Here is a 23970-nt window from a genome sequence, read left to right on the forward strand (position 1 = left end):
TCCCGTCACGGACGGCGGCAGCGGCGCCGCCGGTGTGGCGGTGGGCTGGCCGGGCAGGGCCGGGGCCGCGCCGGGTGGGGCCGGCGGCTTCGGCGCCGCGGCGATGACCAGGGCCGGAACGATGGAGCCGGGCAGCAGCAGGGGAAGCGGTTGGCCCGCCGGCCCCGTTGTCGGCGTGGCGGACGCCGGGCTGGGCAGGATCACCACCGGTGTCGCCGAACCCTGAGGCCGTGCCGCGCCGGTCTGGCCGGGGATGATTTGCGCCGGTCCGCTCGTTGTCGGCGCGGTCGGGACATTCGGCGCGGTGGTCGAGGCGGTGCCCTGGGTCAGCACCAGAACCTTCGCCGCGAGACTCTGGGTGGGGGACGCCGCGGCGGAATCGGTCGGTGCGGCCTGGGCCTGTTCCAGAAGCACCTGCGCCGGGGTGATCTGAAGCGTCACCGGCTTGTCGGCGGGCAGCGGCGTCGGGGTCTGCACGAGCAGCTCGCCGGCCTGTGTGCGCACGCGGGCCAAGCCCTCCGGCGTGGTGCCGACGACGGTGCCGGTCAGCACCACCGGGCGGGCGATGTCCTGCAGCCGCTCCGGCAGCGCCTTGACCGTGCCCTCGGCGACCGCCACCGGGGCGGGCGCGGGGGTGGCCGCCGCCGGGGCGGCGGGCGCCGCGGCGACCGGGGGAGGAAGGGCGCCCCCCATCCCGGCCTTACTGGCCGTTCAGAAGCCGCTGGGCGATGGCCAGCACGTCCCGCGCAGCGTCGGAGCTGGGGGAGCGGGTCAGCAGCGGCGACTGGTTGCGGATGGCGTCGCGCACCTTCAGGTCGCGGCGGATGATGCCGGCCAGCGCGGGCTTGTACTTCAGGAAGTTCTGGCAGGCCTTCAGGATGGTGCCGTAGGTGCGCTCGCCGTCCTTCACGCTCTGCGCCATGTTCACCACGACGCGCAGGTCGGCGGTGGGGTTGGTGGCGTGGGTCAGCTTGATGAAGGCGTAGGCGTCGGTCAGCGAGGTCGGCTCGTCCGTCGTCACCACCAGCGTCGTCCCGGCCGGGCCGGACAGGGTGCGCACCGTGCGGTCGACGCCGGCGCCCATGTCCATGATGACGCAGTCGTAGCGCCGGGCCAGCTCCATCAGGTCGTTGCGCAGGCCGGACAGGCGCTGGCTCGGCAGCTGGGCGAGCGTCCCGGAGCCGGAGCGGCCGGCGATAATGTCAAAGCCGCCCTCGGTGTAGCGCTGGGCCGCGCGGCCCAGCGTCACGTCACCGTTGATGACCGCGCCCAGATCGTTCTTCGGCTGGAAGCCGAGCTGGATGTCGACGTTGGCGAGGCCGAGGTCGCCGTCGAACAGCAGCGAGTTCTTGCCCATCTTGGTGAGCGCGTGGGCGAGCGTGATCGAGAACCACGTCTTGCCGACGCCGCCCTTTCCACTGGCCACGGCGATGACGTTGGCACCGCGCAGCGGGTGAACGTTCTTGAGGGCGGCCGGAAACACCGGATCGGTCATGGGATGGTCCTCGACGAAGAACGAACGGCTTTGGTCTTGGCAGGAGCCACCGGCTTGGGCCGGTTGCGCGCCGCCTTGTCCTCGGCGGGCATCATCAGGCGGGCGAAGGCCACCGGGTTCAGCGGTGTCAGCCCCTCGGCCACCTTGGAGGAAACGCTGGCGTTGCAGAAGGCCATCCGCGCGCGGTGCGCGGTGCCCAGGAGACTGCCCAGCCGACGCGCCATGTCGAGCCGGGTGATCAGCATCCGCCGCACGCCCAGCGCCTTGAAGGATTGGGCGATGTCGGCGGCTTCCATGGCGTCCAGCCCGGCGGGAAGCACGAGGATCGGCTCGGCCACCCCGGCGGACAGCAGGGCCTTGAGGTCGGCCATGTCTTCCCGGTTGTAGGGGTTGCGCCCGGCGGTATCCACCAGGACGACGTCGGCGCCGCGGCTGACCTCGAACGCGCCCGCGAGCGCGTCGGGGTCCTCCACCGTCGCCAGTTTGATTTTCATCAGACGCGTGAAGGCGGCCAACTGTTCCATGCCGCCGGCGCGAACCGTGTCGGTGGTGATCACGCCGACCGAGCGTTTGCGGAACACCGCCTGGGCGGCCAGCTTGGCGACGATCAGCGTCTTGCCGCTGCCCGGCGGGCCGACCAGGATCAGCGGCTTGTTGCCGCCGCGCCGGTCCTGCAGCGGGCTGAAGGTGAACATGGAGTCGAGGGCGGCGCCCAGCGCCAGCGCGGGGTCGTCGGTGTCCAGCCCGGCGGCGGCGTCGATCAGCTGCTCGGCCAGCGCGGCGGGCACGCCGTGGCGGTGCAGCACGTCGGCCACCACCTCGCCCACGTCGATCTCCGGCTCCTCCTCGACCACCACCACGGGGCGGGTCCGGGCCGGCTGGGCCGTGCGCGCCTGCGCCATCAGCAGATCGTCGTCCTCCACCGCCGCGGTCACGCGAACGCCGCCGCCGTCCTCCTCGCGCGTGGCGACGATGATGGCATCGTCGCCCAGCGTCTGGCGGACCATGCGCATGGCTTCGGACATGGACTTGGCGTGGAACGACTTCAGCCGCATCGGCCCGCTCCCCGCCCGTCACACTGGTTCGTCATGGCCTGCATCAGATCTGCCCCAGGGTCTTGATCCGCGCCTTGGGGTGGATCTCGTTCTGCGACATCACCACGGTGGCCGGCCGGAACCGCTCGACGATCGAGCGGACGAAGGGACGGATCAGCGGGCTGGTCAACAGGACGGGGGTCTCGCCCATCATGGCGTGTCGCTCGAAGGTTTGGCGGACCGAAGTGATGAATTGCTGAAGCCGGCTTGGCGCCATCGTCAGTTGCCGGTCGTCGCCATCGCCCACCAGCGACTCCGCGAACCCCTGCTCCCACTCGGGGGACAGGGTGACGAGCGGGATCACTCCCATCTCGTTGATGTTCGCGTCGCAGATCTGCCGCGCCAGGCGCGTGCGCACATGCTCGGTGATCTGCGTGATGCTGCGGGTTTGGCTTGCCGCTTCGGACACGCCTTCCAGAATGGTCGCAAGATCGCGTACCGACACCCGTTCTGCAAGCAGGTTCTGCAACACCCGTTGCAAACCGCCCACAGTGATCTGCGCCGGCACCACGTCGGCGATCAGCTTCTGGTGCTCCTTGTCCAGCTCGTCCAGCAGCTTCTGGGTCTCGGTGAAGGACAGCAGCTCCGGCATGTTGTCCTTGATGAGTTCGGTCAGGTGCGTGGTGATGACCGTGGACGGGTCGACCACCGTGTAGCCCTTGAACAGCGCCTCCTCGCGGTAGCCCGGCTCGATCCAGATGGCCGGCAGGCCGAAGGTCGGCTCCACCGTCTGCTCGCCGGGCAGGCTCATCGCCTCGCCGCGCGGGTCCATGACCAGCAGCATGTTCGGGCGGATGTCGCCGCGCCCCGCCTCGATCTCCTTGACGCGGATGATGTAGGCGTTGGGCGGAAGCTGCAGGTTGTCCTGGATGCGCACGGCGGGCATGACGAAGCCGACCTCGCCGGCGATCTGGCGGCGCAGGCCCTTGATCTGGTCGGTCAGCCGGTGGCTGCCCGCCTGCGGCTGGTTGATCAGCGACAGCAGGCCGTAGCCCAGCTCCAGCCGGATCAGGTCGATGGCCAGCGCCGTGGCGATCGGCTCGTCGGCCACCGGGGCGGCCCCGCCGCCCGGCCCGCCCATGCCCGCGGCCTCGGCGGCGGCGGCCTCCGCCTCCTCCGCCTCCTTCTTGGCGCGCAACTTCGGCAGATACCAGGCGGCGGCCCCGATGGCGGCGATCACCGGCAGGAAGGGCAGCACCGGCATGCCCGGCATCAGGGCCAGCAGGGTCATGGCGCCCGCCGACAGGCCGAGCGCGCTGATGTGGTTGGTGAGCTGCCCGACCACCGCCTTGTCGGTGGAGCCGCCGGTGCCGGCCTTCGACACCAGGAAGCCGGCGGAGATGGAGATGACCAGCGCCGGGATCTGCGAGACGAGGCCGTCGCCGATGGTCAGCTTGGTGAAGGTGTCCAGCGCCTGCAGGATCGGCATGTCGTAGCGCAGGACCGCCAGCGACACGCCGCCGATGATGTTGATGAACATGATCATCAGGCCGGCGACGGCGTCGCCCTTGACGAACTTCGACGCACCGTCCATGGAGCCGAAGAAGGCGCTTTCGTCCTCCAGCTCCTTGCGCTTGGCGCGGGCGGTGGTCTCGTCGATCATGCCGGCGGACAGGTCGGCGTCGATGGCCATCTGCTTGCCGGGCATGGCGTCCAGGGTGAAGCGCGCCGCCACTTCGGCGATGCGGCCCGAACCGGCGGTGATGACCTTGAAGTTCACGATCGTCAGGATCGCGTAGACGATCACGCCGATGATGAAGTCGCCGCCCATGACGAAGCCGGCGAAGGCCTCGATCACATGACCCGCCGCGGACGTCCCCTCGTGCCCCTGGGTCAGGATCAGGCGGGTCGACGCCATGTTCAGCGACAGGCGTAGCAGCGTGGTGATGAGCAGGATCGTCGGGTAGGACGACAGCTCCAGCGGCTTCTCGATGAACAGCACCACCATCAGGATCAGGATCGAGATGGTGACGTTCAGCCCGAGCATCATGTCGAGCAGCATCGGCGGCAGCGGCAGGATCAGCCCGACGACGATCAGCATGATGCCGGCCGCCATGATGAGGTCGCCGCGCTTCAGCGCGCCCTTGGCGACGGTCACCATGTCGGTCAGCGCGGCCATGTTGCCGCCGCCGCCCGCGCGTGCCCCCGGATTGTGTTCGGTCAATGCCATGCCGCCGCTCCTCCGCCTTTCCTCCGATCAGCGGATCAGTAGGCCGCCCGTTCCTCGCTGCCCGGCGGCGGCACCGGCACGCCCTCCTCGCTGTACTGCTTCAGCTTGTTGCGCAGCGTGCGGATCGAGATGCCCAGGATGTTCGCCGCGTGGGTGCGGTTGCCCAGGCAGTGCGACAGCGTGCCGATGATCAGGTCGCGCTCGACCTCCGCCACCGTGCGGCCGACGAGGCCCTGGACGGCGGGGGCGCCGGGCGCCGCTCCGGCGTTGCCATAGGACGACGCTCCGGCGTTGCCGTAGGCCGCGGCCCCCGCGGCGTGGCCCTGCGGCGGCGCGTAGGAGGTCGGGTAGCCGGGCGCCGGCTGGCCATAGCCGCGCGGCGCCTGCGGCACCGTGCCGCCCGGCCCGGCGAAGGGATTGGCGACCGGCGAATTGGTCGGGATCGACGCCTGCGCCGAGCCTTCCGGAGCGAGCAGCTGGCTGGTCAGCATGATCGCGTCCGGTCCGACCGTCTCCGACTTGGAGAGCAGGACGGCGCGGTGCATGGTGTTTTCCAGCTCGCGCACGTTGCCGCGCCAGTGGTGGGCGCGCAGCATCAACAGCGCGTCGTCCGACAGCCGCTTCTCGCCCAGCCCATTGGCCTGCGCGTATTTCTTCAGGAAATGATCGGCGATCAGCGGAATGTCGGCCGGCCGCTCGCGCAGCGACGGGATGGCGACGCTGAACACGTTCAGCCGGAAATAGAGATCCTCGCGGAAGTTGCCGGCGCGGACCTCGTTCTCCAGGTTGCGGTTGGAGGTGGCGACCAGACGGACGTTGACCTTCACCGGCTGGGACGAGCCGATGCGGTCGATCTCCTTCTCCTGGATGGCGCGCAGCAGCTTGGCCTGGAGCCGCGGGTGCATCTCCGACAGCTCGTCGAGCAGCAGGGTGCCGCCGTTGGCCTCCTCGAAGCGGCCGAGCCGGCGGGCGACGGCGCCGGTGAAGGCGCCCTTCTCATGGCCGAACAGCTCCGATTCCAGAAGGTTCTCCGGGATGGCCGCGCAGTTCACCGCGACGAAGGGCGCGTCGGAGCGCCGGCTCTTGCGGTGGATGTAGCGGGCCATCAGCTCCTTGCCGGTGCCGCTCTCGCCGGTGATCAGGACCGAGGCGTCGCTGGGCGCCACCTGATCCGCCAGCCGCAGGGTCGCCAGCATGGCCGGGTCCTGGCAGACGATGGCGTGGCTTTCCTCCGCCACCGCCTCCAGCACGGCGGCGATCAGCTCCGCGTCGGGGGGCAGGGGGATGTATTCCTTGGCGCCGGCGCGGATCGCCTTCACCGCCGCCGCGGCGTCGGTGCCGATGCCGCAGGCCACCACGGGAATGGTGATCCGTTCCGCCTTCAGGCTCTCGATGAAGGTCGCGATGTCGAGTTTGACGTCGATCATCACGAGGTCCGCCCCCGCCGCCGCGCGCAGGGCGTTCAGGGCGCCCTCGATGCTGTCGGTGTGGGACACCTTCGCCCCGCGCTGCATGGCGATCTTGCCAGCGGCGGTGATGTACCCTTCCAACGTTCCAACGATCAGCAGACGCATCTTACGCTCCCCTCGGAGAACCCCGGTCGGAGTCCCGGTCGAAGTACTGAATCCGCTTTCCAGGCGGAAGAACGGCGTTCAGGAGCATCTCCAGACGCCGCGGATTTTCCTGACGCGCGATGGATACCGCGCCGATGGTGTAGAGAGTCTTGACGAGCGCGTCCTCCTCCGCCGTCCGCTCCACCTTGGCGGCCAGCGGAGCGAGCGCGACGTTGCCAAGCACCGCCCCGTAGAAGGTGGTCAGCAGGGCCAGCGCCATGGCCGGGCCGATGCTCGACGGGTCGTTCAGGCTGCCCAGCATCTGGACGAGGCCGACCAGCGTGCCGATCAGCCCCATGGCCGGCGCCACCTCCGACGCGCGGCGCAGCACGCCGGCGCTCTTGACCTTGCCGGCGCCCGACGCCTCGACCTCGCCGATCAGCATCCGCTCGATGTCGTCGGGCGGCAGCCCCTCGGCCACCAGCGTGACCGAGCGGTGCAGGAAGGACTCGTGCTTCAGCTCCGGCAGGACGTTGCGCAGCGTCTCCGGCGCCCGCCGCGCCGCCTCGGCGAGCAGGAGCACCTGTCGGGCCACGCCGCGCGGGTCGCTGGTCCGGTGGATCAGCACCGCCCCGGCGTCGCGCCACGCGATGGCCACGTCGGACAGCGAGAAGGAGGCGGTGGTGACCGCCAGCGTGCCGCCCAGCACGATGATGAGCGACGGCGGGTCGACGAAGGCGCGCAGACTGCCGCCCGACGCCATGGCGACGAAGATGACCACGGCGGCGGCGGCCAGACCGACCAGCGTCGCCATGTCCACCCCGCCGCGCGGGCGGGCCGAACGCCCGCCCCGGCGGGACGATTCGGCGCTGTCTCGTGTGAGGCTCATCCGCGGTCCGACTTGATGATTTCGGTCATGGTGATGCCCAGCCGGTCTTCCACGACCACGACCTCGCCGCGGGCGACCAGACGGTTGTTCACGTAGATGTCGATGGCCTCGCCGACCTTGCGGTCCAGCTCCACCACCGCGCCGCGCCCGAGCTTGAGAAGCTGGCTGACCTGCATGGTCGATTTGCCGAGCACGGCGGAGATCTGGACGGGGATGTCGTAGACCGCTTCCAGATCCTTGGCCGGACCCAGGCCGGTCTCATACTCCGCAATGTCGCTGCGGCCGCCGCCGTCCAACTCGTCGAGGGAGAAGCTGTCCTTGGCCATCGAAGTCTCCAGAAGCCCTTAGAACCTGAAAAATCCTGTTCGCCGCAACCGGTCCGCCGCCATCGGTCCGCCGCCATCGGTCCGCTCGGTCCGCCGGGACGTCAGCCCGGCGGCGCCTCCAGCAGGCCGGCCATCCGCCGTTCGATCTGGGCGAGCAGGCCGGCGGTGTCGCGCTCGACCCCGCCTTCGGCCCATTCGATCCGGCAGCTTCCCGGCGCGAGGCCGGAATCGCCCACCACCATCAGCTTGGCGCCGAAGCCGCGGGCCGCGATCACCTGGTCCAGATGCTCGCGCACCGCGTCCACCATGTCGTCGGCGACGCGCACCACCAGCCGCGGCTCGTCGATCAGGTCGGTCAGGCAGGAGCGCACCAGCCCTTCCACCTCCAGCAGCCCGCCGCGCCGCGCCAGTTCGGGCATCAGCTTGCGGACGATGGCCAGCGCGATGTGCACGGGCTGGTCGGCCCGCTGGGCGCTGGTGGCGTAATGCTCGTTCAGCAGATGCTGCACGCCGTTGCCGATGGTTTCCAGCGCGTTGGCGGTCCGCGCCTGCACCGTCGCCTCGATCTCGACGCGGGCCTGCTCGTAGCCGTCCTTGCGGCCGGCGTTGTTGCCGTCCACGAAGCCCTTGCCGTAGCCCGTCGACTTGCCGGCGGTCTCGCCCTCGGCATAGCCTTCGGAGCGGGCGGCGGCCAGATCGGCTTCGCCGAACACCGGTGGCGGCGGCTCGGGCGGCAGTTCCGGCTCCGGTTCGGGCTCCGGTTCCGGCAGGGGGATGTTGTCGAAATAGTCGTCGTCGGCCTGATGCTGCCGGCGCGGCGGCGCGTCCACGTCGAAGGACTCGTCGAACAGGAATTTGCGGACCGAACTCATCGCGTCAGCTCTCCTGATACAGCCAGTTGCGCAGGATCGACACCGCTTCCTCCGGGTGCTTCTCGACGATCTCGCCCACCTTGCGCAGCGAGGAGGCGCGGACGCGGCCTTCGACGCGGTTAATGTCGATCATCTGCTCCAGCTCCTCGTCGGCCTGGGCGGCCTCCAGGGCGAGATCCTGGGCCAGCGCGCCGGTCGGCGCGGCCAGGGCGGCGGGCATGCCGCTCTGGTCGGCCAGCAGGCGGTCCATGTCGTCCTCCTCCTGCTGGTCGGCCTTCTCGAAGGCGCGGGTGATCAGCGGGCGGATGACCAGCAGGATGATGAGGACGGCGACGATGCCCAGCACGACCATCTCGGCGATGCGGAACAGGTCGTCCTTGGTCATGCCGAGGAACAGCTCCTCCGGCTTCTGGATGTCGTCTTCCGGCGACCAGAAGCGCATGTTGATGACTTCCAGCGTGTCGCCGCGCACGGCGTCGAGGCCGACGGCGGAGCGGACGAGCGCCTTGATGCTTTCCAGCTCCTGCTCCGGCCGCGGCTGGTAGGCCGCCGGGTTGCCGTCCTTGGGCAGGCTGTAGGTGCCGTCGACCAGCACTGCGACCGACAGGCGGCGGACCTGCCCGGATTCGCGGACGTGGTTCTTGGTCGTCCGACTGATCTCGTAGTTGATCGTCTCTTCGCTGCGGTTCTGCTTGTTCTGCGAGATCGGTCCGGCGTTGTTGCCCGACTGCGCGGTCGGCAGGTTCTGGTCCACGGTGACCGGCGACAGCGGGTCGCGGTCGTGGCTCTCGTTCGCCTCCGTCACCGTCTGGGTGGAGCGGACGACCTGGCTTTCCGGATCGAAGATTTCGGATTGCGTGGTGATGCGGTCGAAGTCGAGGTCCGCCGAGACCTCCGCCCGGACCTTGCCGTAGCCGACGGTGCGGCCCAGCAGATCCTCGATGATGCGGGCGATGCGGCTCTCGTAGGCGACCTTCTTCTCCTCCGCCGAGGCCAGCATGGCGTCCGCGCTGTCGTTGCCGGTGCCGCGGGCGAGCAGGGTGCCCTTGTCGTCGACGATGGAGATTCGGCTGGGGTCGAGGTTCGGCACCGAGGCGGCGATCAGGTGCTGGATCGCCTGGATGTTCTCGCGCGACAGCTGGGCGCCGGGGCGCAGCTTTATGAAGATGCTGGCCGTCGCCGGGTTTTGCTGACGCGCGAACAGCTCGCGCTTGGGCAGCACCAGATGGACGCGGGCGCTCTGCACCCCGTTCAGCGTTTGCACCGTGCGCGCCATCTCGCCTTCCAGGGCGCGCAGATGATTGATGTTCTGCATGAAGCTGGTGGCGCCGAAGCCTTCGCCCTTGTCGAACAGCTCGTAGCCGATCGAGCCGCCCGACGGCAGGCCGGCGGCGGCCATCCGCATGCGGGTCGGCCCCACCTGCTCGGCGGCGACCATGATCTTCGTGCCGGTCTTGTCCACCGTGAAGGGGACTTTCGCCTCCTCCAGCTTCTTGGCGATGGCCGCGGCCTCGGTGGGCTGGAGTTCGGCGTAGAGAAGCTCCATCTCCGGGGTGGAGAGGCGCGTCATTAGATAGACGAAGAATCCGATCAGGAGCAGGCCGACGCCGCCGATGGCGGCCAAGCGCGCGGGGCCCAGGTTGCGCAAGGTCTGCAGAAGGTTGTTCACGCGCTAGTCCCCGATCGGATGCCCGGGTGGATCTCCGGGAAGTTCTTGATTTCGCAGACGCAAAAAAGGAATTTGCAAAAACCGCGCCGGTCCCCGCTTTCCTGCGCATGCTGGGCTGTCTTGATGAAGAGAGTGTTAATCCGTGGGCAGAAATTGCCCAGTGCCCGGCAAATTGTGCCTACCGGTGCGCGCCTGCAACGTTCCTTTGCCGACCGGCGAGCGAGAAACGGCGAAGCGTTTCTCCACGAAAGCGCGGCCGTCCGATCATTTCCAAGGCAAGCAATTAAAAGTTACCTCGAAAGAAGGAATGATTTGCGCGCGTATACCCATTCTCTTTCTATGGTTTGTTTGGGCGTAGGTAGTAAATATTGCAACGGTGGTTGACTTTACGACCTCGGCGTCATAGCTGAGTTGCAATGGTCGCTTATCCGATACCAAAAAGATCGTGGCACAAGCGCGTTGGAATCTTTCCAACGCAAAACCGAATGTTGCTTCGCGCGATATGGGGCTTTGCCACCGTTGCCGATGGGGGAATACCGTGAAAAGACGTGGACGTGAGAAGAAGGAAGGCCTCAACGAGGTCGATGTGTTTGTTGGGCAGCGCCTGCGCGAGTTGCGCATGCTTGCCGGTTTGAGTCAGAGCGACGTCGCGTCGGCTTTGGGGCTGACCTTCCAGCAGCTTCAGAAGTACGAACGTGGCTTCAACCGGGTTTCGGCCAGCCGGCTGTTCAAGCTGGCGCAGTTCTTCCGGGTCCCGGTCTCCGTCTTCTTCGAAGGGCTGGAGGAACGCCACGCCGCCCAGGAGGCGGGCACCGCCAGTCCGCAAACGGAGGAGTCGGAGGGCACGCTGCGGTCCCGCGAGGCGCTGATGCTCGCCCGCTACTTCCAGAACATCCGGGACCCGGAGATCCGCGGGGCGATCCGGGAGTTGGCCGAACGCTGCGCCGACCAGGCCGACGGCGCTGGCGACCCGCCCCTCGGCGAGGATGTGGGAGGTGTCGATCCGCAGGCCGCGCGGGGCCGCCGCGGGCGCGGTGCCAGCCACAGCGTCGGACAGGCGTGAGGCGCGGGCGGGGTGGCCCAGGGGCACGGCTCCATGCGGCTTACCCGCCCGGTTTCCTGAGGGGTATCGCCGGCCCTGCCAAATCTATGGCAGGGTCATGGCGGGTTCTGCGTCCCGGTCGCTTCACGCCCCCTGAGAAGCGTCCAGGCTCCAAGCACGCCGGCTCCAGGCGCGGCGGTCGACGCATAAAGTCCGGCCGATGCGCCGGGCCAAAAGGAAAAAGCCAGCAACCCGTCGGGGTTGCTGGCTTCATGATGGTGGAGCCAAGGAGGATCGAACTCCTGACCTCTACAATGCCATTGTAGCGCTCTCCCAGCTGAGCTATGGCCCCACTTATGATCAGACCAACACAAGAAGTGTTGGTGCGCTTGGAGGGACTCGAACCCCCACGGCCTTTCAGCCACTAGGACCTGAACCTAGCGCGTCTACCAATTCCGCCACAAGCGCATCGTCTGCTCTTTGTCCCGCGTCCCTTGGGGCGACGCGGGAGCGCTGATATAGCCGCGCCGCCGGCGGCACTCAAGCGAAATCGTTCGGGGCAATCATTTTTCGAGGCGATCATTTTTTCGGGGCGTCCCCGCTCCCTTCGATGCACCCCGGGCACGCCGGACGCTACGACTTTCCCCCTTTCGCGCGGGGCGGGCGCCGTCGCTATGTTCTGTGTGCCCCAAGGGCGTGTGCCTCCCTGTTTTGCACCTCAAGGGCCCGCCGTTCAGCAGGACGGCGGGCCGCTTTCTTGTCCGGGCGCCCGAGCCAGCCCACAGGGGTCGGCCTATAGGGGCCAGCCCACAGGGGCCAGCCTACAGGGGGAGACGCTCGCCGGTCGCGCCGGTCACAGGCTTCGCCGACGCCGCCTGTTTCGCCATGGCGCGGTCCAGAACGCGCCGGAGCTGGCGCGGCGTCACCGGCTTGCGGACCACCTCCAGCCCGTGCGCGGCGGCGTCCATCTCGCATTCCGGGCCGGCCTCTCCGGTCAGGATCACCGCGGGCACGTCCCGTCCGGCCATGGCGCGGACGCGCACCACCGCTTCCGTGCCTACGCGCCCTTCGCGCAGGCGGTAATCGACCAGCATCACGTCGGGCAGGCGCCCGTCCGCTTCGATCTTCGCCACCGCCTCGTCGGTGGAACCGGCGATCCGCACCTCGTAGCCCCATTCGCGGAACATGTCGCGCAGCCCCAGCAGGACGATGGCGTCGTCGTCCACCAGCAGGGCGCGCAGGGCCTCTCCGCCGCCGGTGAAGGCGGAGGCGGCAACCGGCGGCGGCGCCGGCGCTGTCTCCACCGCGGCCAGCGGCACCGTGATGGCGAAGACGGACCCACGCTCCGGCTGGGATTTCACCTCCACGGGATGATCGAGGATCGCCGACAGCCGCTGCACGATGGCGAGGCCGAGGCCGAGGCCGCGCGCCCGGTCGCGTTCCGGGTTGTTGAGCTGGTGGAACTCCGCGAAGATGCGGGTCAACTGGTCGGGCGGGATGCCGATCCCGGTGTCGCCGACCTCGATCCGCACGTGGTCGCCCTGCACCCGGACGGTGATCTGCACCGCCCCGCGCTCGGTGTACTTGACGGCGTTCTCCAGCAGGTTGCGCACCATCCGGCCCAGCAGCACGCGGTCGCTGAGCACCGTCACCGCGCGGTCCTGCACGATGCGGAAGGCCAGCTTCTTGCTCTCCAGGATCGGCGCGTAGGATGCGGCGATCTCGTCCAGCAGGCTGTTGAGGGGGAAGGGCTCCACGCGCGGATCGACCGCCCCGGCGTCCAGCCGCGACACGTCCAGCAGGCTGTCGAGCAGCCCCTTCAGCGTGTCCAGGCCGCGCTCCAGCATTTCCAGGCTGCGCTGCCCCTGCTCGTCGCGGATGAAGCGGTGCAGGATGCCGGTGAACAGGAACATGGACTGCATCGGCTGGCGCAGATCGTGGCTGGCCGCGGCGAGGAATTTCGATTTGGCGCGGTTGGCCTCGTCGGCTTCCTCCTTGGCGCGCTGCAGCGCCTGCTCCATCGCCTTGCGTTCGCCGACGTCGCGCAAGGTGCAGATCGCCAGGGCCGTTCGGCCATCGGCGCCGCGGACCGGCGTGGCGCTGACCGACAGGGTCATGGCGGTGCCGTCGGGCCGGGTGTAGGGCATGTCCTCCTGCTCCACCGTCTCGCCCGTCCGCAGGGCGCGGGTCAGTGGGCAGCGTCCCTCGCCGAAGCAGGCGCCGCCGTTGCAGGTCCGCGTGCCGTCGCAGCCGCAGCCGGCGGCGGAAGGCGGCGGGCCGCCGAGGAGGCGGAGCGCCGTGTCGTTGACCCTGACGATCCGCCCGCTCGGCGCCTCGGCCACCAGCAGCCCGGAGGGCAGGTGATCCAGGATGGCCGTCAGCAGGCTGCGCTCCGCCTCAAGCTGCCGGGTCAGGAGCGTGCGTTCGTCCTCCAGGCGCCGGCGCTCCGTCGCGTCCCGGAAATAGAGGGCAAGGCCCTTGCGCGAGGGGAACGCGCGCACGGCGAACCAGACGCCGCTGCGCGGCCCCCGTGTCTCGAACTCCACCGCTTCGCGGTGCTCCATGGCCTGCTGCAGGGTCCGCCCGGATTCGCCGGCCATCAGCTCCGCAAAGGCCTGACGTCCGTTCCGGCCCACGGCGTCTCCGGAGTCGGGCAGAAGGGCCCGCGCCCGTTCGTTGACGAAGACGACCCGCCAGGACCGGTCGAGTTCGGCCACGGCGTCCGTCGTGCTCTCCAGGACCGACGCCTTTTCGACCACCGTCTCCAGCATCCGCTCGCGCACGCGCAGGAACTGGCGCATCCCCCAGGCCGCCCCCAGGCAGGTGAGCAGGAGCACCCCGCCGAACAGCGCCAGCGAAAAGGCCATGGCGTCCCGGACCGGGCGCATCGCCGCGTCGCGGTCGATCCCGATGGCGATCATCGATTCGCCGGTGCCGGTGTCCAGGGGGGCGGAGACCACCATCCGCTCCACCCCGCCGGTCTCGAAGACCGCGACCGACCGGGTCCCCCGCGCCGTGCGCATGGCCTGGAGCATGGGGGTGGGCAGGGGCTGCCCGATGGCCTCGGGCGCCTCCGGCAGGCGCGCCACCGCATGGCCCTGGCGGTCGGCGATCACCATCTCCATGCCCGGGGGCAGGGGGCGGTGGCCCAGATTCTCCTCCAGCCAGCGGGCGTCGAGAAGCACCGTCACCACGCCGCCCAGGGGCCCGTCCAAGGGGCCGCCCGGCATGCCGTCCGGCGACGGGTAGGCCAGGCGGAAGGGCAGGATGGGGCGTTGGTTGGGGTCGCGCAGCCCATACTCGCCCATCGTCAGGGCGCCGGTGGCCAGCGCGTTCTGAAAGGTGCGGATGCCACCGAGATCGACGCCCAGCGAGACCGGGTCGGTCGCGCACCACACCCGGCCCTGCCGGTCGGCCACCTCCACCGACAGATAGGCGGGATAGCGGGCGCGCAGCCGGTCCATGGTCTGCTGGCAACCCGGCGGTCCCGCCTGCGGCACGCCGGATTCGACGATGGTCGCCAGCACCTGCCGCGCCTCTGCGGCGATGCGCTGCTGCTCGGCGTCGAGCAGGTCGAGAAGGCGCAGGGTGTCGTTGCGCACCTCGTTCTCCCGATCCTGCCACAGGCTGTGCTGCGTCATGAACTGGAGCACCGCGAGCGGCACCACGGCGGCCACGATCAAGAGAAACAGACGCAGATAATGGGGCATTGCCAAGGAAATCTGATGAAGGAGGGATGGCCATTCCCCCGCCCGTGTGGGCTGAACCGGCGCGGGTGGCCGTTGCGACAGGGCCGTCGGCGGTGGATGTTCTTCAAACTCCACAGGGCGTTCATGCCACATGGGGGCGGAGATGCAACGATTAACGGCCCGCATAACTCCATTTTGCTTTGGCGCCGCGGCCCTCCTCGGCGGCGCTCTTCGGCGGCGTCCGGGACGGGAGCCAGCCCGAGCGCACGCCAATTCCAGGACGCCGGCGGCATCGCCGTGACAACCGCCGACAGGCCGCCCCGCCGTTCCGGTCGTGCCCATGCGCGCCGCACATCCCAATCCGTCCGATCCGGAACGCGGATGGTCGCGCGATGCGTCGTGACGGCGGCCGACCTAACTGTTCCGAGCAATCCAGGGTCCCGTCCGCAACGAGCAATTTTCATGGCGCCGCTCGCATTCCCGTAATATTTCTCGATTGTAATCGGAGCCCCCGCCACCGTCCTTCCGCGCGAGCCGATCATGCCGTGGAGCCGCAACCCCTCCTATCAGGCCATCACCTTGCTGCGCCGGCACAGCCGGGAATGCCGCGGGATGGAGACACGCGAGTATCTGGTCGCCGTTGAACGCCGGATGGTCGAACTCATTGATCTGGAGCGGCGGGAGGTCCGCGACGGGGCGGCGTCATCGATCCGTCAGGCGGCGGAATGACCTCGACTTTCGTCATATTTCAGAACGGTAATGTCGTAAGCCGCTCCTGAAACACAACCGACACAGAGCGGTGTTAAAGGCCAAAGCGTCCTTCATAGACACGAGGCCGCCGCGTTCATGGCTTTCCCGACCGACATGGCCGGCAACGATGGTGCCGACGGCAGGGAGGGCTGCGACGTCGCCCTTTGCACCGCCCCCGCCGAGTCCATTCACAGCCGCATCCGACGCGTTCACCAGCGCGCCACCGCAATGTTGAGCGAGGCTCTGACCGGCTTCAACCTGACGGCGCCGCAATGGGCGGCGCTGGCGGCGCTGCACCAGCACGGGCCGATGTCGCAGATCGATTTGGGGCGCAGCATCGCGATGGACCCGGCCACCATGCAGGGGGTGGTGGTGCGGCTGATCGACCGTGGCTACCTCCTGCGCAGTCCCGACAGCCTGGACCGCCGCCGCAACCTCGTCCGGCTGGCCGACAGCGGGCGTCGGGTGGTGGAGGCGGCCGGACCGGCCATCGCCCAGGCGGAGGCCGAACTGACCGGACGCCTGTCGGCGGACGAACGGAACCGGCTGGCCGATCTGCTGGCCCGCCTGTGCCTGTGAGCCCCGGCACTTCCCCGGCGTTCCCGTCGAAACGGTGGGAGGGCCAATGGTCCGGGTTAGCCCGAGTTATGCACATTCACCTGAACGGCGTCCTTGACTCTGCGAATGTTGCTTTTCTGTTTCCGCGGACTCGGTTGGAACGGTTGAAACCCGCCAAAGCCGGGCAATTCCGGCATTTCATCGGTGCCTGAAATTTAGGCAATTCGGTCAAGGTCGTGGATTCACGGCCGTGCTCACAGGTTGCCCCTGGATTCGCTCACAGAGTTACCCACAGCTTCTGGGGATATCCCGATATTGCGGATAGAGTTGCCCGCTCTCCGCTCCATCCTCAACCGATCACCCGCCATTGGCCGTCCGGGTCCAGGCAGGCCGTTCCGACGAGTGTCGCGGGGCGCCCGCCGACGACTCCCGGCATCTGGAAATCGCGGCAATAGCGCCCGCCGGGGCCGAGATAGGTGGGGGAGGTCCGGGTGGCCAATGGTGCCGCCGGAGCCGGTCGGGGGAGCGGCGCATAGACCACGGGCGGATAGACGGCGGGCGGATAGACGGCGGCGGGCGGCGGAACATAGACGGGGGGTGGAAAGCCGAAGGCCAGCGGCAGCGAAATGCTGAAGCCGAAGAAATTGCCTCCATGCCAGCCGCCGGCGAACACCGGAGCCGGAGCCATCAGAAGGACGGGCAGGAGCAGCGCGCACAGCCGCGCCGAAGCCGGGAAGGGGGTCATCGGGCACCTCCGCCGCGGCGCGGGACGGGGCGCCGCCATAAGAAAGATGGGTACGAAAAAGGCGCCGTCGAGACGGCGCCTTTTTTACGTTTGGCAATGCGTGCCCCTGCGCGGCGTCACATCGCCGTGCGGACGGCCTCGGCCCCGTTGCGCGTGTCGGCGGCGCGGGCCGGGGTGGCCGTGGAGGAGGGCTGTGCGGGCGCCGGAGCCGCCTGCGGGGCGACCGCCGGAGTCGGACGGACCGGCTTCGGCTCAACCCGGCGCGGGGCCGAGACGGTGCCCGCGGCGGCGGGGGCCTGGGTGGCCGATGGAGCGGAGGAACTGGTCGGCACGTCGTCGTAGATGCCCGGATGCACCCGTACGGTGCCGTCCGTCTCCACCGTGGAGGTCCAGTAGACGAAGCGGACCGGGACGGCGTTGGGCAGGGAGACCGTCTTGGTCTTGCCGCTGTCGAGCTGCCGCTCGATCGCCGCCGAGTCGAGCTTGGCCGGGCGCAGCAGGGTTTCCGCCACCATCCGGGCGTCGGCCAGCCGCACGCAGCCGGAGCTGGCGGCGCGCAGGTCGCGCTCGAACAGCCGGGGGTCGTTGGTGCCGTGCAGGAAGATGCCGTCGCCGTTGGTCAGGTTGAAGCGGAAGCGGCCGAGGGCGTTGTCGTCGCCGGGCTTCTGGACGATGCGGATGCGCTCCGGCGTCACCTGCCACCAGTTGATGCTTTCCGGCACCACCTCGACCCCGTCCAGATAGACGACGGCGTCCTTGATGCCGGTGTTGCCCTTCTTGCGCAGCACCGGCAGCTTGTCCTCGACCAGAACGGTCGGCGGCACGGTCCAGGTGGGGTTGATCGTCACGCTGGTGACGCGGTCCTGGAGCAACGGGGTCTGGCGCGACGGGCGGCCGACCACGGCGCGCATGGTGAAGTTCAGCTTGCCGCGCTCGATGTAGGACACGGTCTGGCTGGGCAGGTTGACCAGGATCACCGTGTCGGGAACCGACGCCTGGAAGGCGCGCATCGACGCGGTGGCGCCGCGCATCAGCTTGGCGGCCTCCTTGGGCGTGCGGTCGAGCGCCTGGCGCGTGACCTCGCCGACCTTGCCGTCCTGCATCAGCCCTTCGGAGAGCTGGAAGGCGCGGACGGCGGTTTCGAGGTTGTCGTCGAAGCTCTCCGTCCACTGCTCCTGGTTCAGGAAGCCCAGCTCGATCAGCCGGGTGGACAGGCGGCCGACGCGGTCGGCGGCGCGCGCCCGCACCTGGATGGTCAGGGCCGGCGGCGGCGGCAGCACCTCCACCACGGTGCCGGGCGTCGCCGTTCCGCTGAGCGCGTTGCCGGGCGTCGCCGACGGATCGGCCTGCGGAACCGGTTCGGCGGGCGGGGTCACCACGACCGTCGGCGCCGTACCGGCGGCGGGGGCGGTGCCCTCCGGCACATCGGAGGGGCGCACGGGGCCGGGTGCGACCACGTCGACCATGCCGCCGTCGCCCTTCTTCAGGACGGAACCATAGCCCACGCGCGTTTGCTGCACGCGGGGCATGGCTTCCAGTTCGGCGGCGCGCTGGTCGATCCGCGCGATCCAGGTTCCCACGACATCCCGGCCCGTGGAGGTGCCCGAAGCGGTGGACGGCGCGGCCTGCGCGGGCAGGGCGAGCAGCCCGGCCAGCAGGCACGCGGCCAGCCTCGATCCGAGGGCGGGCCGGGCGCAGGTGCGAATGGTCGTCAGCATAATCGAAGCATCCCACGCGGCGATGAACAGACGGCTAACGAAAGGCTCTGTTCATGCGTGAGGTCGCACGGACGACACGCGGGGACCAGCGCCCTTTCGGCATAAGACATCTGACGCCCGCGGCGGTGCGGCACAAGTGACATCGCGCCGAATGATGCTTCTGTGCCACAATGTGCACAGCAGAGTTGCCGCTGCGACACAGGCAACGGCGGAGCGGTGTCCGATCGAATGGTAAACGGTGACGCTCACGCCGGAACCGCAAAATCACACGAGGCGCCAGAGATTCGACACATTTTTTGTTAACCGCTTTCAGGGTACAGGAGGCGACCATCTCTCCATCCGGTCGCCATCATGCCGCGTTCGCCGTACGGTTTCGTCCTGCCGCTGCTTCTGTCCCTGGCCGTCGCCACACCCGTCGCCGTCAATCCCGTGGACGCCCTCGCCAAGGCGGCCCAGGAGACGGTGCACAAGCAGGCGCCCAAGCCCACCGCCAAGACGGCCGCCAAGGCTGCGCCCCAGAAGGCCGCAGCGTCCAAGACCGCGGCAAAGCCCGCCGCCGTCCGGACCGCGCACAAGGCCGCCGTCCACAAAGCGGCCACTCACAAGACTGCCGTCCGCAAGGCCGCCGTCCACCGCACCGGCAAGGCGCGCCGCGCCGGCCGGGTCGCCGCCGGGGCCGCCGCCGGCACCGTGGCGGGCGCCGCCGCCTTCCGCCCGGTCCACGCCTATGTGCTGATGGACGCGCAGTCGGGGCGGGTCCTCGATTCGGAGAACGCCGACACGCTGACCTACCCGGCGTCGCTGACCAAGATGATGACCCTGCTCCTGACCTTCGAGGCGCTGGAGCGCGGCACGCTGCGGCTGGACCAGGAACTGCCGGTGTCGCGCCACGCCACCAACCAGAAGCCGTCGCGCCTGAACCTCGCCGTCGGCTCGACCATCCGGGTGGAGGACGCGATCCTCGCCCTGACCGTGAAGTCGGCCAACGACGTCGCCGTCGTGCTCGCCGAAGCGCTGGGCGGCAGCGAGGAGCAGTTCGCCGAGATGATGACGGACAAGGCGCAGGCGCTGGGCATGACCAGCACCACCTTCCGCAACGCCTCCGGCCTGCCGCACAAGGAGCAGCGCACCACCGCCCGCGACATGGCCCGCCTGTCGCGCGCCGTGGTGTCCCGCCCCGCGCGGGAATACGCCTATTTCTCGCGCACCCGCTTCGACTGGAACGGCACGGTGGTGCCCGGCCACAACCGGCTGCTCGGCCGGGTCGAGGGCTATGACGGCATCAAGACGGGCTTCATCAACCTCAGCGGCTTCAACCTCGCCGGCAGCGCCAGCCGCAACGGCCAGCGGCTGGTCGCCGTCGTGCTGGGCGGCACCACCGCCGCCTCCCGCGACCGTGAGGTCGCCGACCTGCTGGAGCAGGGCTTCGGCGCCGCGCCGCCCAAGCAGACGGTGGCCGTCACCGACGTGAAGGCCGTCCGCTGAAATTCTGCCCTCACGGCTCCGCCGTCCGCTTGCGGTCGGCGTGGCCGAGAGGCTTATCGGGAGCGACGTGGTCGCGCACCCGCTGCTTCAGTTCGGTGATGTCGGGGAAGCGGCCTTCCTCCTTGCGCGACCAGACCACCGCCGCGCCGTGCCGCACCTCGAAGATGCCGCCCGTGCCGGGCATCAGGGTGACGCCGCCCAACTCGTCCTCGAAGGTGGTCAGGAGCTCCTGCGCCATCCAGGCGGCGCGCAGCATCCAGCGGCACTGGCGGCAATATTCGATCTGAAGGATGGGCCGGTCGGGGGCTTCGCTGGTCACGGTCCGCGCTCCTGTCGCTTGGGCTGTCGTCCTGAGGGGCCTGCCTAAGGGTGCTGCCGAACGGCTTGTCTTCCAAGCCCTTCGCGCGACTCCGTTCGAAGAGGGGGCGTTGCGGCCTCCCCACAGAGCGGTATCGCCAAAGACGCTTTGCTTCGCAGCCCCCTCCGGCGCTCTTCTGGAGCCGGAGCAACGGGGTGGAGCATGTCGGTACACACGGCCAAGCGATTGTGGAACGAGGAAACGGGCTGCGGATTCTGCATGCGGTCGGAACCCGGTGCCCTGTGGTGCCGTGGCCTGTGCCGCGACATTTCCCTGGCCGAACTGGTCCACCGCGTCCATGCGGTTCGCGACAACGCCACGCGGTTGGAGGTCTCCACCCTGCTGGTGACGAAGCCGGCGCGCCTGCACGCCATTCCCGACGACAAGGACGCCCCCGCGGCCCGCGCCGCCCAGCTCCGCGGCGCGGCGGTGGACAGCATGGTCCGCAGCCTGCACCGCCTGCGCAGGAGTGCCGACGCCGTGGCGCTCTCCGCCGACCGGCTGGAGGCCACCCGCAACGCTCTGGGCCTCGGCAAGGAGGAAACCGCGTCCGCCGATCCCTCCTCCGCGGGGCGTCCCCTTTCCCTGAGCCGTCTCAATCGGGTATGACGCTGAGAACCGTCCGGAACGGTCGCCGTCACGCGGCTGTCATGGTTCTGGCGTAAACAAGGGCCTTCGTTCGCATACCGGGGCACTCCAACGGGGCTCCGGACCGGCGGAGACGACCAGAGAGGGAAACGGGAGACATGAAGGCCAAGCGCACACACCTCGCCGCGGCGTTCGCGGCCATCGGAACGACCATCGCCGCCGCCGCCGGCGCGCTTCTGCTGGCCTTGCCCGTCCACGCCGCCCAGGCCGCGACAGACAAGCCGTCCGGGAAGCTGGTGCTCTACACCTCGCAGCTCGAAGCCGACGCGAAGCAGACGGTGGACGAGTTCAAGGCCAAGAACCCCGGCGTCGAGGTCGAGTGGGTCCGCAGCGGCACGACGGAGCTGATGAACAAGCTCCGCGCCGAGATCGCCGCGGGCAGCCCGCAGGCCGACCTGCTGCTGATCGCCGACGCCGTGACCATGGAGTCGCTGAAGGCGGAGAAGCGCCTGCTGGCCTACAAGGACGCGCCGGTCCAGGGCTACCGCCCCGGCACCCACGATCCGGACGGCACTTGGTTCGCCACCAAGCTGATCACCACCGGCATCGCCTACAACACGGCGGCGCCGATGAAGCCGTCCTCCTGGCTCGACCTGCTGAAGCCGGAGGCCAAGGGCACCACCGTGATGCCCAGCCCCCTCTATTCCGGCGCCGCCGCCATCCACATGGCCGCCGTGAAGGAGCGCGCGGACCTCGGCATGGCCTATTACGAGAAGCTCCAGGCCAACGGCGCCACGGCGGCCAAGGGCAACGGCGGCATTCTGAAGTCGGTGGCCAGCGGCGAGAAGCTGTACGGCGTCATCGTCGATTACCTGCCGATCCGCGAGCAGGCCAAGGGCGCTCCCGTCGCCTTCGTCTTCCCCAAGGAGGGCGTCAGCGCGGTGACCGAGCCGGTCGCCATCCTGAGCACCAGCAAGAATCCCGACGCCGCCAAGGCCTTCATCGCGTTCCTGCTGAGCAAGGAGGGGCAGGAGCTGGCCTCCCGCCAGGGCTTCCTGCCGGCGCTGCCGGGGGTGGCGCCGCCGGCCGGCTTCCCGGACACCTCCTTCATCTCGCTGATGCCCTATGACCCGGCCAAGGCCCTGAAGGACGACGAGGCCAACAAGAAGGACTTCGCCGACCTGTTCGGCGGCTAAGGATGAGTTTGGCAACATTCAGCGACCGGCGGCCTTTTCACGCCGCCGGTCGTTTTTCCGTTTCCGGGGCGCCGCTGCTGTTCGCGCTGGCCGGGCTGATCGTCCTGCTGCCGATCCTGCGGCTGGTGTGGGAGGTCGCCGGGCCGATGGCGACGGGCGACCTCACGGCGATGACCCGCGTACTGACGTCCAAGATGACGTGGCGCGCCACCGGGAACAGCGTCGCCATCGCGGCGGGGGCCACGGTCGTGGCGGCGGCGCTCGGCGTGCCCTTCGCGCTGCTCTGTGGCCTGACCGATCTGCGTGGCAAGACGGCGCTGGCCTTCTGCCTGATCCTGCCGCTGATGATCCCGGCGCAGATCGTCGCCCTGTCGTGGATCCACCTCGCCGGCTCGGGCAGCCCGCTGCTGAAGCCGCTGGGGCTCGCTCCGGCGCCGGGCACGCCGAACCCGGTCTATTCCTCCGCCGGGATGATTCTGGTGATGGGGATCGAGCACGCGCCGCTGGTCTTCCTGGCGCTGCGCGCCGCCCTGCGCGCCGTGCCGCGCGATCTGGTCGAGGCCGCCCAGTCGGCGGGCGCCCGGCGCGGGCGGGTGCTGCGCACCATCGTCCTGCCGCTCAGCCTGCCGGGGCTGGCCGCCGGGCTGGCCCTGTCCTTCGTCGCGGCGCTGGGCAATTTCGGGGTTCCGGCGCTGCTCGGCATCCCGGCGGGGATTCCGGTTCTGCCGACGCTGATCTACCGGCGGCTGGCCGGCTTCGGTCCGTCGGTCCTGCCGGAGGTCGCGGTGCTGGCCGTGCTGATCGGCGCCATCGCCTGCGTCGGCATCGCCGCGCAGATGGCGCTCCAGGCGCGGGTGGACGCGCGGGTGATCGGCGGTTCGGCGCCCGCGGCGGTGCTGCGGCTGGGCCGGGCGAGGCGCCCGCTGGAACTCCTCTGCTGGACGGTGGTGGCGCTGATCCTGGCGGCGCCGCTGGCGGCGCTGGCCTCGACCAGCCTGATCCGCGTCTACGGCCTGCCGCTGGGGCCGGAGACCGCGACGCTGGCGCATTACGCGACGGTGCTGGGGCTCGATCAGGTTGGGCGGGCCTTCACCAACTCCTTCGTGCTGTCGGGTGCGGCGGCGCTGCTGCTGGTCCTGCTGGCGATCCCGCTGGCCCACGCCATGGCCGGGCCGGGAAAGGGCGGGCGGCTGGTCCGCGCCGTCGGCGTGCTGATCGAGCTGCCGCACGCGGTGCCAGGCGTGGTGCTGGCGATCGGCTGCATCCTGGTCTTCCTGAAGCCGCTGCCGCTGCTGGGCGTCGGCCTGTACGGTACGCTGGGAATCATCCTGGCGGCCTATCTGGCGCGCTTCCTGTCGTTGGCCCTGCGGCCGGCCCAGGCCGCCTGCGCCGCGCTGGACCCGGCGATGGAGGAGGCGGCGCGCGCCTGCGGCGCCGGGCCGCTGCGCCGCCTGCGCACCATCGTGGCGCCCCTGGTGGCGCCCGCGGCGGCGGCGGGCGGGGTGCTGGTGTTCCTGACCGCCTTCAACGAGCTGACCGTGTCGATCCTGCTGTGGTCGCAGGGGCGGGAGACGCTGGGCGTCGTCGTCTACGCGCTGGAGGAGGGCGGCAGCCCGACGCTGGCCGCTGCGCTCAGCGTGGTGACCATTGCGGTGGTGGTGACGGTGCTGCTGGCGGTCGGCTGGCTGGGGCGGCGGCTGCCGGCGGGGATCATTCCCTGGCGGGGGTGAGACGTTCCTGAGGCGGGCCCCCACCAAACCCTCCCCCGCTACG

The 23970-nt window shown here is 69.5% G+C and carries 19 protein-coding genes, 2 tRNA genes and 1 pseudogene; 7 read left to right on the plus strand and 15 right to left on the minus strand.

Annotation, left to right across the window (positions count from 1 at the left end; all coding sequences use genetic code 11):
- The 9 genes and pseudogenes from DXK32_RS08065 to fliF form a co-directional block, all read right to left on the minus strand.
- Positions 1 to 693: pseudogene (locus DXK32_RS08065) on the minus strand (hypothetical protein); the annotation flags it as partial.
- 7 nt (positions 694 to 700) lie between these two features.
- Complete coding sequence (locus DXK32_RS08070) at positions 701 to 1495, minus strand: MinD/ParA family protein (protein WP_014198325.1); 795 nt, start codon at positions 1493 to 1495, stop codon at positions 701 to 703.
- The gene (locus DXK32_RS08075; RefSeq protein ID WP_114858037.1) at positions 1492 to 2550 is read right to left on the minus strand and encodes a GTPase; all 1059 of its coding nucleotides are present in this window, start codon (positions 2548 to 2550) and stop codon (positions 1492 to 1494) included. Before DXK32_RS08075 ends, DXK32_RS08070 begins: the two co-directional genes overlap by 4 nt.
- 43 nt (positions 2551 to 2593) lie before the next feature.
- Positions 2594 to 4759 carry a flagellar biosynthesis protein FlhA gene (gene flhA, locus DXK32_RS08080; RefSeq protein ID WP_114858038.1) on the minus strand — a complete coding sequence of 722 codons (2166 nt, stop codon included), beginning with the start codon at positions 4757 to 4759 and terminating at the stop codon, positions 2594 to 2596.
- A gap of 35 nt (positions 4760 to 4794) precedes the next feature.
- Positions 4795 to 6333 (minus strand): sigma-54-dependent transcriptional regulator, encoded by a 1539-nt coding sequence (locus DXK32_RS08085; RefSeq protein ID WP_103039654.1) that lies wholly within the window; start codon positions 6331 to 6333, stop codon positions 4795 to 4797.
- A 1-nt stretch (position 6334) separates the two neighbouring features.
- A complete protein-coding gene (locus DXK32_RS08090) occupies positions 6335 to 7201 on the minus strand; it encodes a motility protein A (protein WP_114858039.1) in 867 nt (288 codons plus the stop codon).
- Positions 7198 to 7527 carry a flagellar motor switch protein FliN gene (fliN, locus tag DXK32_RS08095; RefSeq protein ID WP_014198330.1) on the minus strand — a complete coding sequence of 110 codons (330 nt, stop codon included), beginning with the start codon at positions 7525 to 7527 and terminating at the stop codon, positions 7198 to 7200. Before fliN ends, DXK32_RS08090 begins: the two co-directional genes overlap by 4 nt.
- Positions 7528 to 7628: 101 nt before the next feature.
- The gene (locus DXK32_RS08100) at positions 7629 to 8399 is read right to left on the minus strand and encodes a FliH/SctL family protein (RefSeq protein WP_114858040.1); all 771 of its coding nucleotides are present in this window, start codon (positions 8397 to 8399) and stop codon (positions 7629 to 7631) included.
- Between the two features lie 4 nt (positions 8400 to 8403).
- On the minus strand, positions 8404 to 10068 hold the full coding sequence (gene fliF, locus DXK32_RS08105; RefSeq protein WP_035678562.1) for a flagellar basal-body MS-ring/collar protein FliF: 1665 nt from the start codon (positions 10066 to 10068) through the stop codon (positions 8404 to 8406).
- A gap of 538 nt (positions 10069 to 10606) precedes the next feature.
- Between fliF and DXK32_RS08110 the strand changes: the two genes are divergently transcribed.
- A complete protein-coding gene (locus DXK32_RS08110) occupies positions 10607 to 11131 on the plus strand; it encodes a helix-turn-helix domain-containing protein (protein WP_114858041.1) in 525 nt (174 codons plus the stop codon).
- 255 nt (positions 11132 to 11386) lie between these two features.
- Here the strand turns inward: DXK32_RS08110 and DXK32_RS08115 are convergent.
- The 3 genes from DXK32_RS08115 to DXK32_RS08125 all read right to left on the minus strand — a co-directional run bounded on the left by DXK32_RS08115 (position 11387) and on the right by DXK32_RS08125 (position 14820).
- Positions 11387 to 11462 (minus strand) — tRNA-Ala (locus DXK32_RS08115).
- A gap of 29 nt (positions 11463 to 11491) precedes the next feature.
- Positions 11492 to 11578 (minus strand) — tRNA-Leu (locus DXK32_RS08120).
- Positions 11579 to 11931: 353 nt separating this feature from the next.
- Positions 11932 to 14820: an ATP-binding protein gene (locus DXK32_RS08125; protein ID WP_114858042.1), complete on the minus strand. Its 2889-nt coding sequence runs from the start codon at positions 14818 to 14820 to the stop codon at positions 11932 to 11934.
- A 519-nt stretch (positions 14821 to 15339) separates the two neighbouring features.
- On the opposite strand from DXK32_RS08125, the gene DXK32_RS08130 reads away from it, so the two are divergent.
- A complete protein-coding gene (locus tag DXK32_RS08130; protein ID WP_114858043.1) occupies positions 15340 to 15528 on the plus strand; it encodes a hypothetical protein in 189 nt (62 codons plus the stop codon).
- 117 nt (positions 15529 to 15645) lie between these two features.
- Positions 15646 to 16128, plus strand: a complete 483-nt coding sequence (locus tag DXK32_RS08135; protein ID WP_114858044.1) for a MarR family winged helix-turn-helix transcriptional regulator — start codon at positions 15646 to 15648, stop codon at positions 16126 to 16128.
- A 328-nt stretch (positions 16129 to 16456) separates the two neighbouring features.
- On the opposite strand, the gene DXK32_RS08140 is transcribed toward DXK32_RS08135, so the two are convergent.
- On the minus strand, positions 16457 to 16852 hold the full coding sequence (locus DXK32_RS08140) for a hypothetical protein (RefSeq protein ID WP_114858045.1): 396 nt from the start codon (positions 16850 to 16852) through the stop codon (positions 16457 to 16459).
- A 116-nt stretch (positions 16853 to 16968) separates the two neighbouring features.
- A complete protein-coding gene (locus DXK32_RS08145) occupies positions 16969 to 18570 on the minus strand; it encodes a L,D-transpeptidase family protein (protein WP_114858046.1) in 1602 nt (533 codons plus the stop codon).
- A gap of 351 nt (positions 18571 to 18921) precedes the next feature.
- Here DXK32_RS08145 and DXK32_RS08150 point away from each other — a divergent pair, with 351 nt between their 5' ends.
- Positions 18922 to 20055 carry a D-alanyl-D-alanine carboxypeptidase family protein gene (locus tag DXK32_RS08150; RefSeq protein ID WP_114858047.1) on the plus strand — a complete coding sequence of 378 codons (1134 nt, stop codon included), beginning with the start codon at positions 18922 to 18924 and terminating at the stop codon, positions 20053 to 20055.
- A gap of 10 nt (positions 20056 to 20065) precedes the next feature.
- Here the strand turns inward: DXK32_RS08150 and DXK32_RS08155 are convergent, their stop codons facing one another.
- The gene (locus DXK32_RS08155) at positions 20066 to 20374 is read right to left on the minus strand and encodes a SelT/SelW/SelH family protein (protein ID WP_114858048.1); all 309 of its coding nucleotides are present in this window, start codon (positions 20372 to 20374) and stop codon (positions 20066 to 20068) included.
- 258 nt (positions 20375 to 20632) lie between these two features.
- On the opposite strand from DXK32_RS08155, the gene DXK32_RS08160 reads away from it, so the two are divergent.
- From DXK32_RS08160 to DXK32_RS08170, 3 genes are all read left to right on the plus strand, one after another.
- Positions 20633 to 21022 carry a hypothetical protein gene (locus DXK32_RS08160; RefSeq protein WP_247877035.1) on the plus strand — a complete coding sequence of 130 codons (390 nt, stop codon included), beginning with the start codon at positions 20633 to 20635 and terminating at the stop codon, positions 21020 to 21022.
- A 137-nt stretch (positions 21023 to 21159) separates the two neighbouring features.
- Positions 21160 to 22197, plus strand: coding sequence for an ABC transporter substrate-binding protein (locus tag DXK32_RS08165; protein ID WP_114858050.1), 1038 nt, complete (start codon positions 21160 to 21162; stop codon positions 22195 to 22197).
- A gap of 2 nt (positions 22198 to 22199) precedes the next feature.
- Entirely contained in the window at positions 22200 to 23927 is a 1728-nt protein-coding gene (locus tag DXK32_RS08170; RefSeq protein WP_114858051.1) for an ABC transporter permease, read from the plus strand.
- The last annotated feature ends 43 nt before the right edge of the window (positions 23928 to 23970 follow it).

The sequence above is a fragment of the Azospirillum brasilense genome (assembly GCF_003349955.1).
Taxonomy (GTDB): Bacteria; Pseudomonadota; Alphaproteobacteria; order Azospirillales; family Azospirillaceae; genus Azospirillum; species Azospirillum brasilense_B.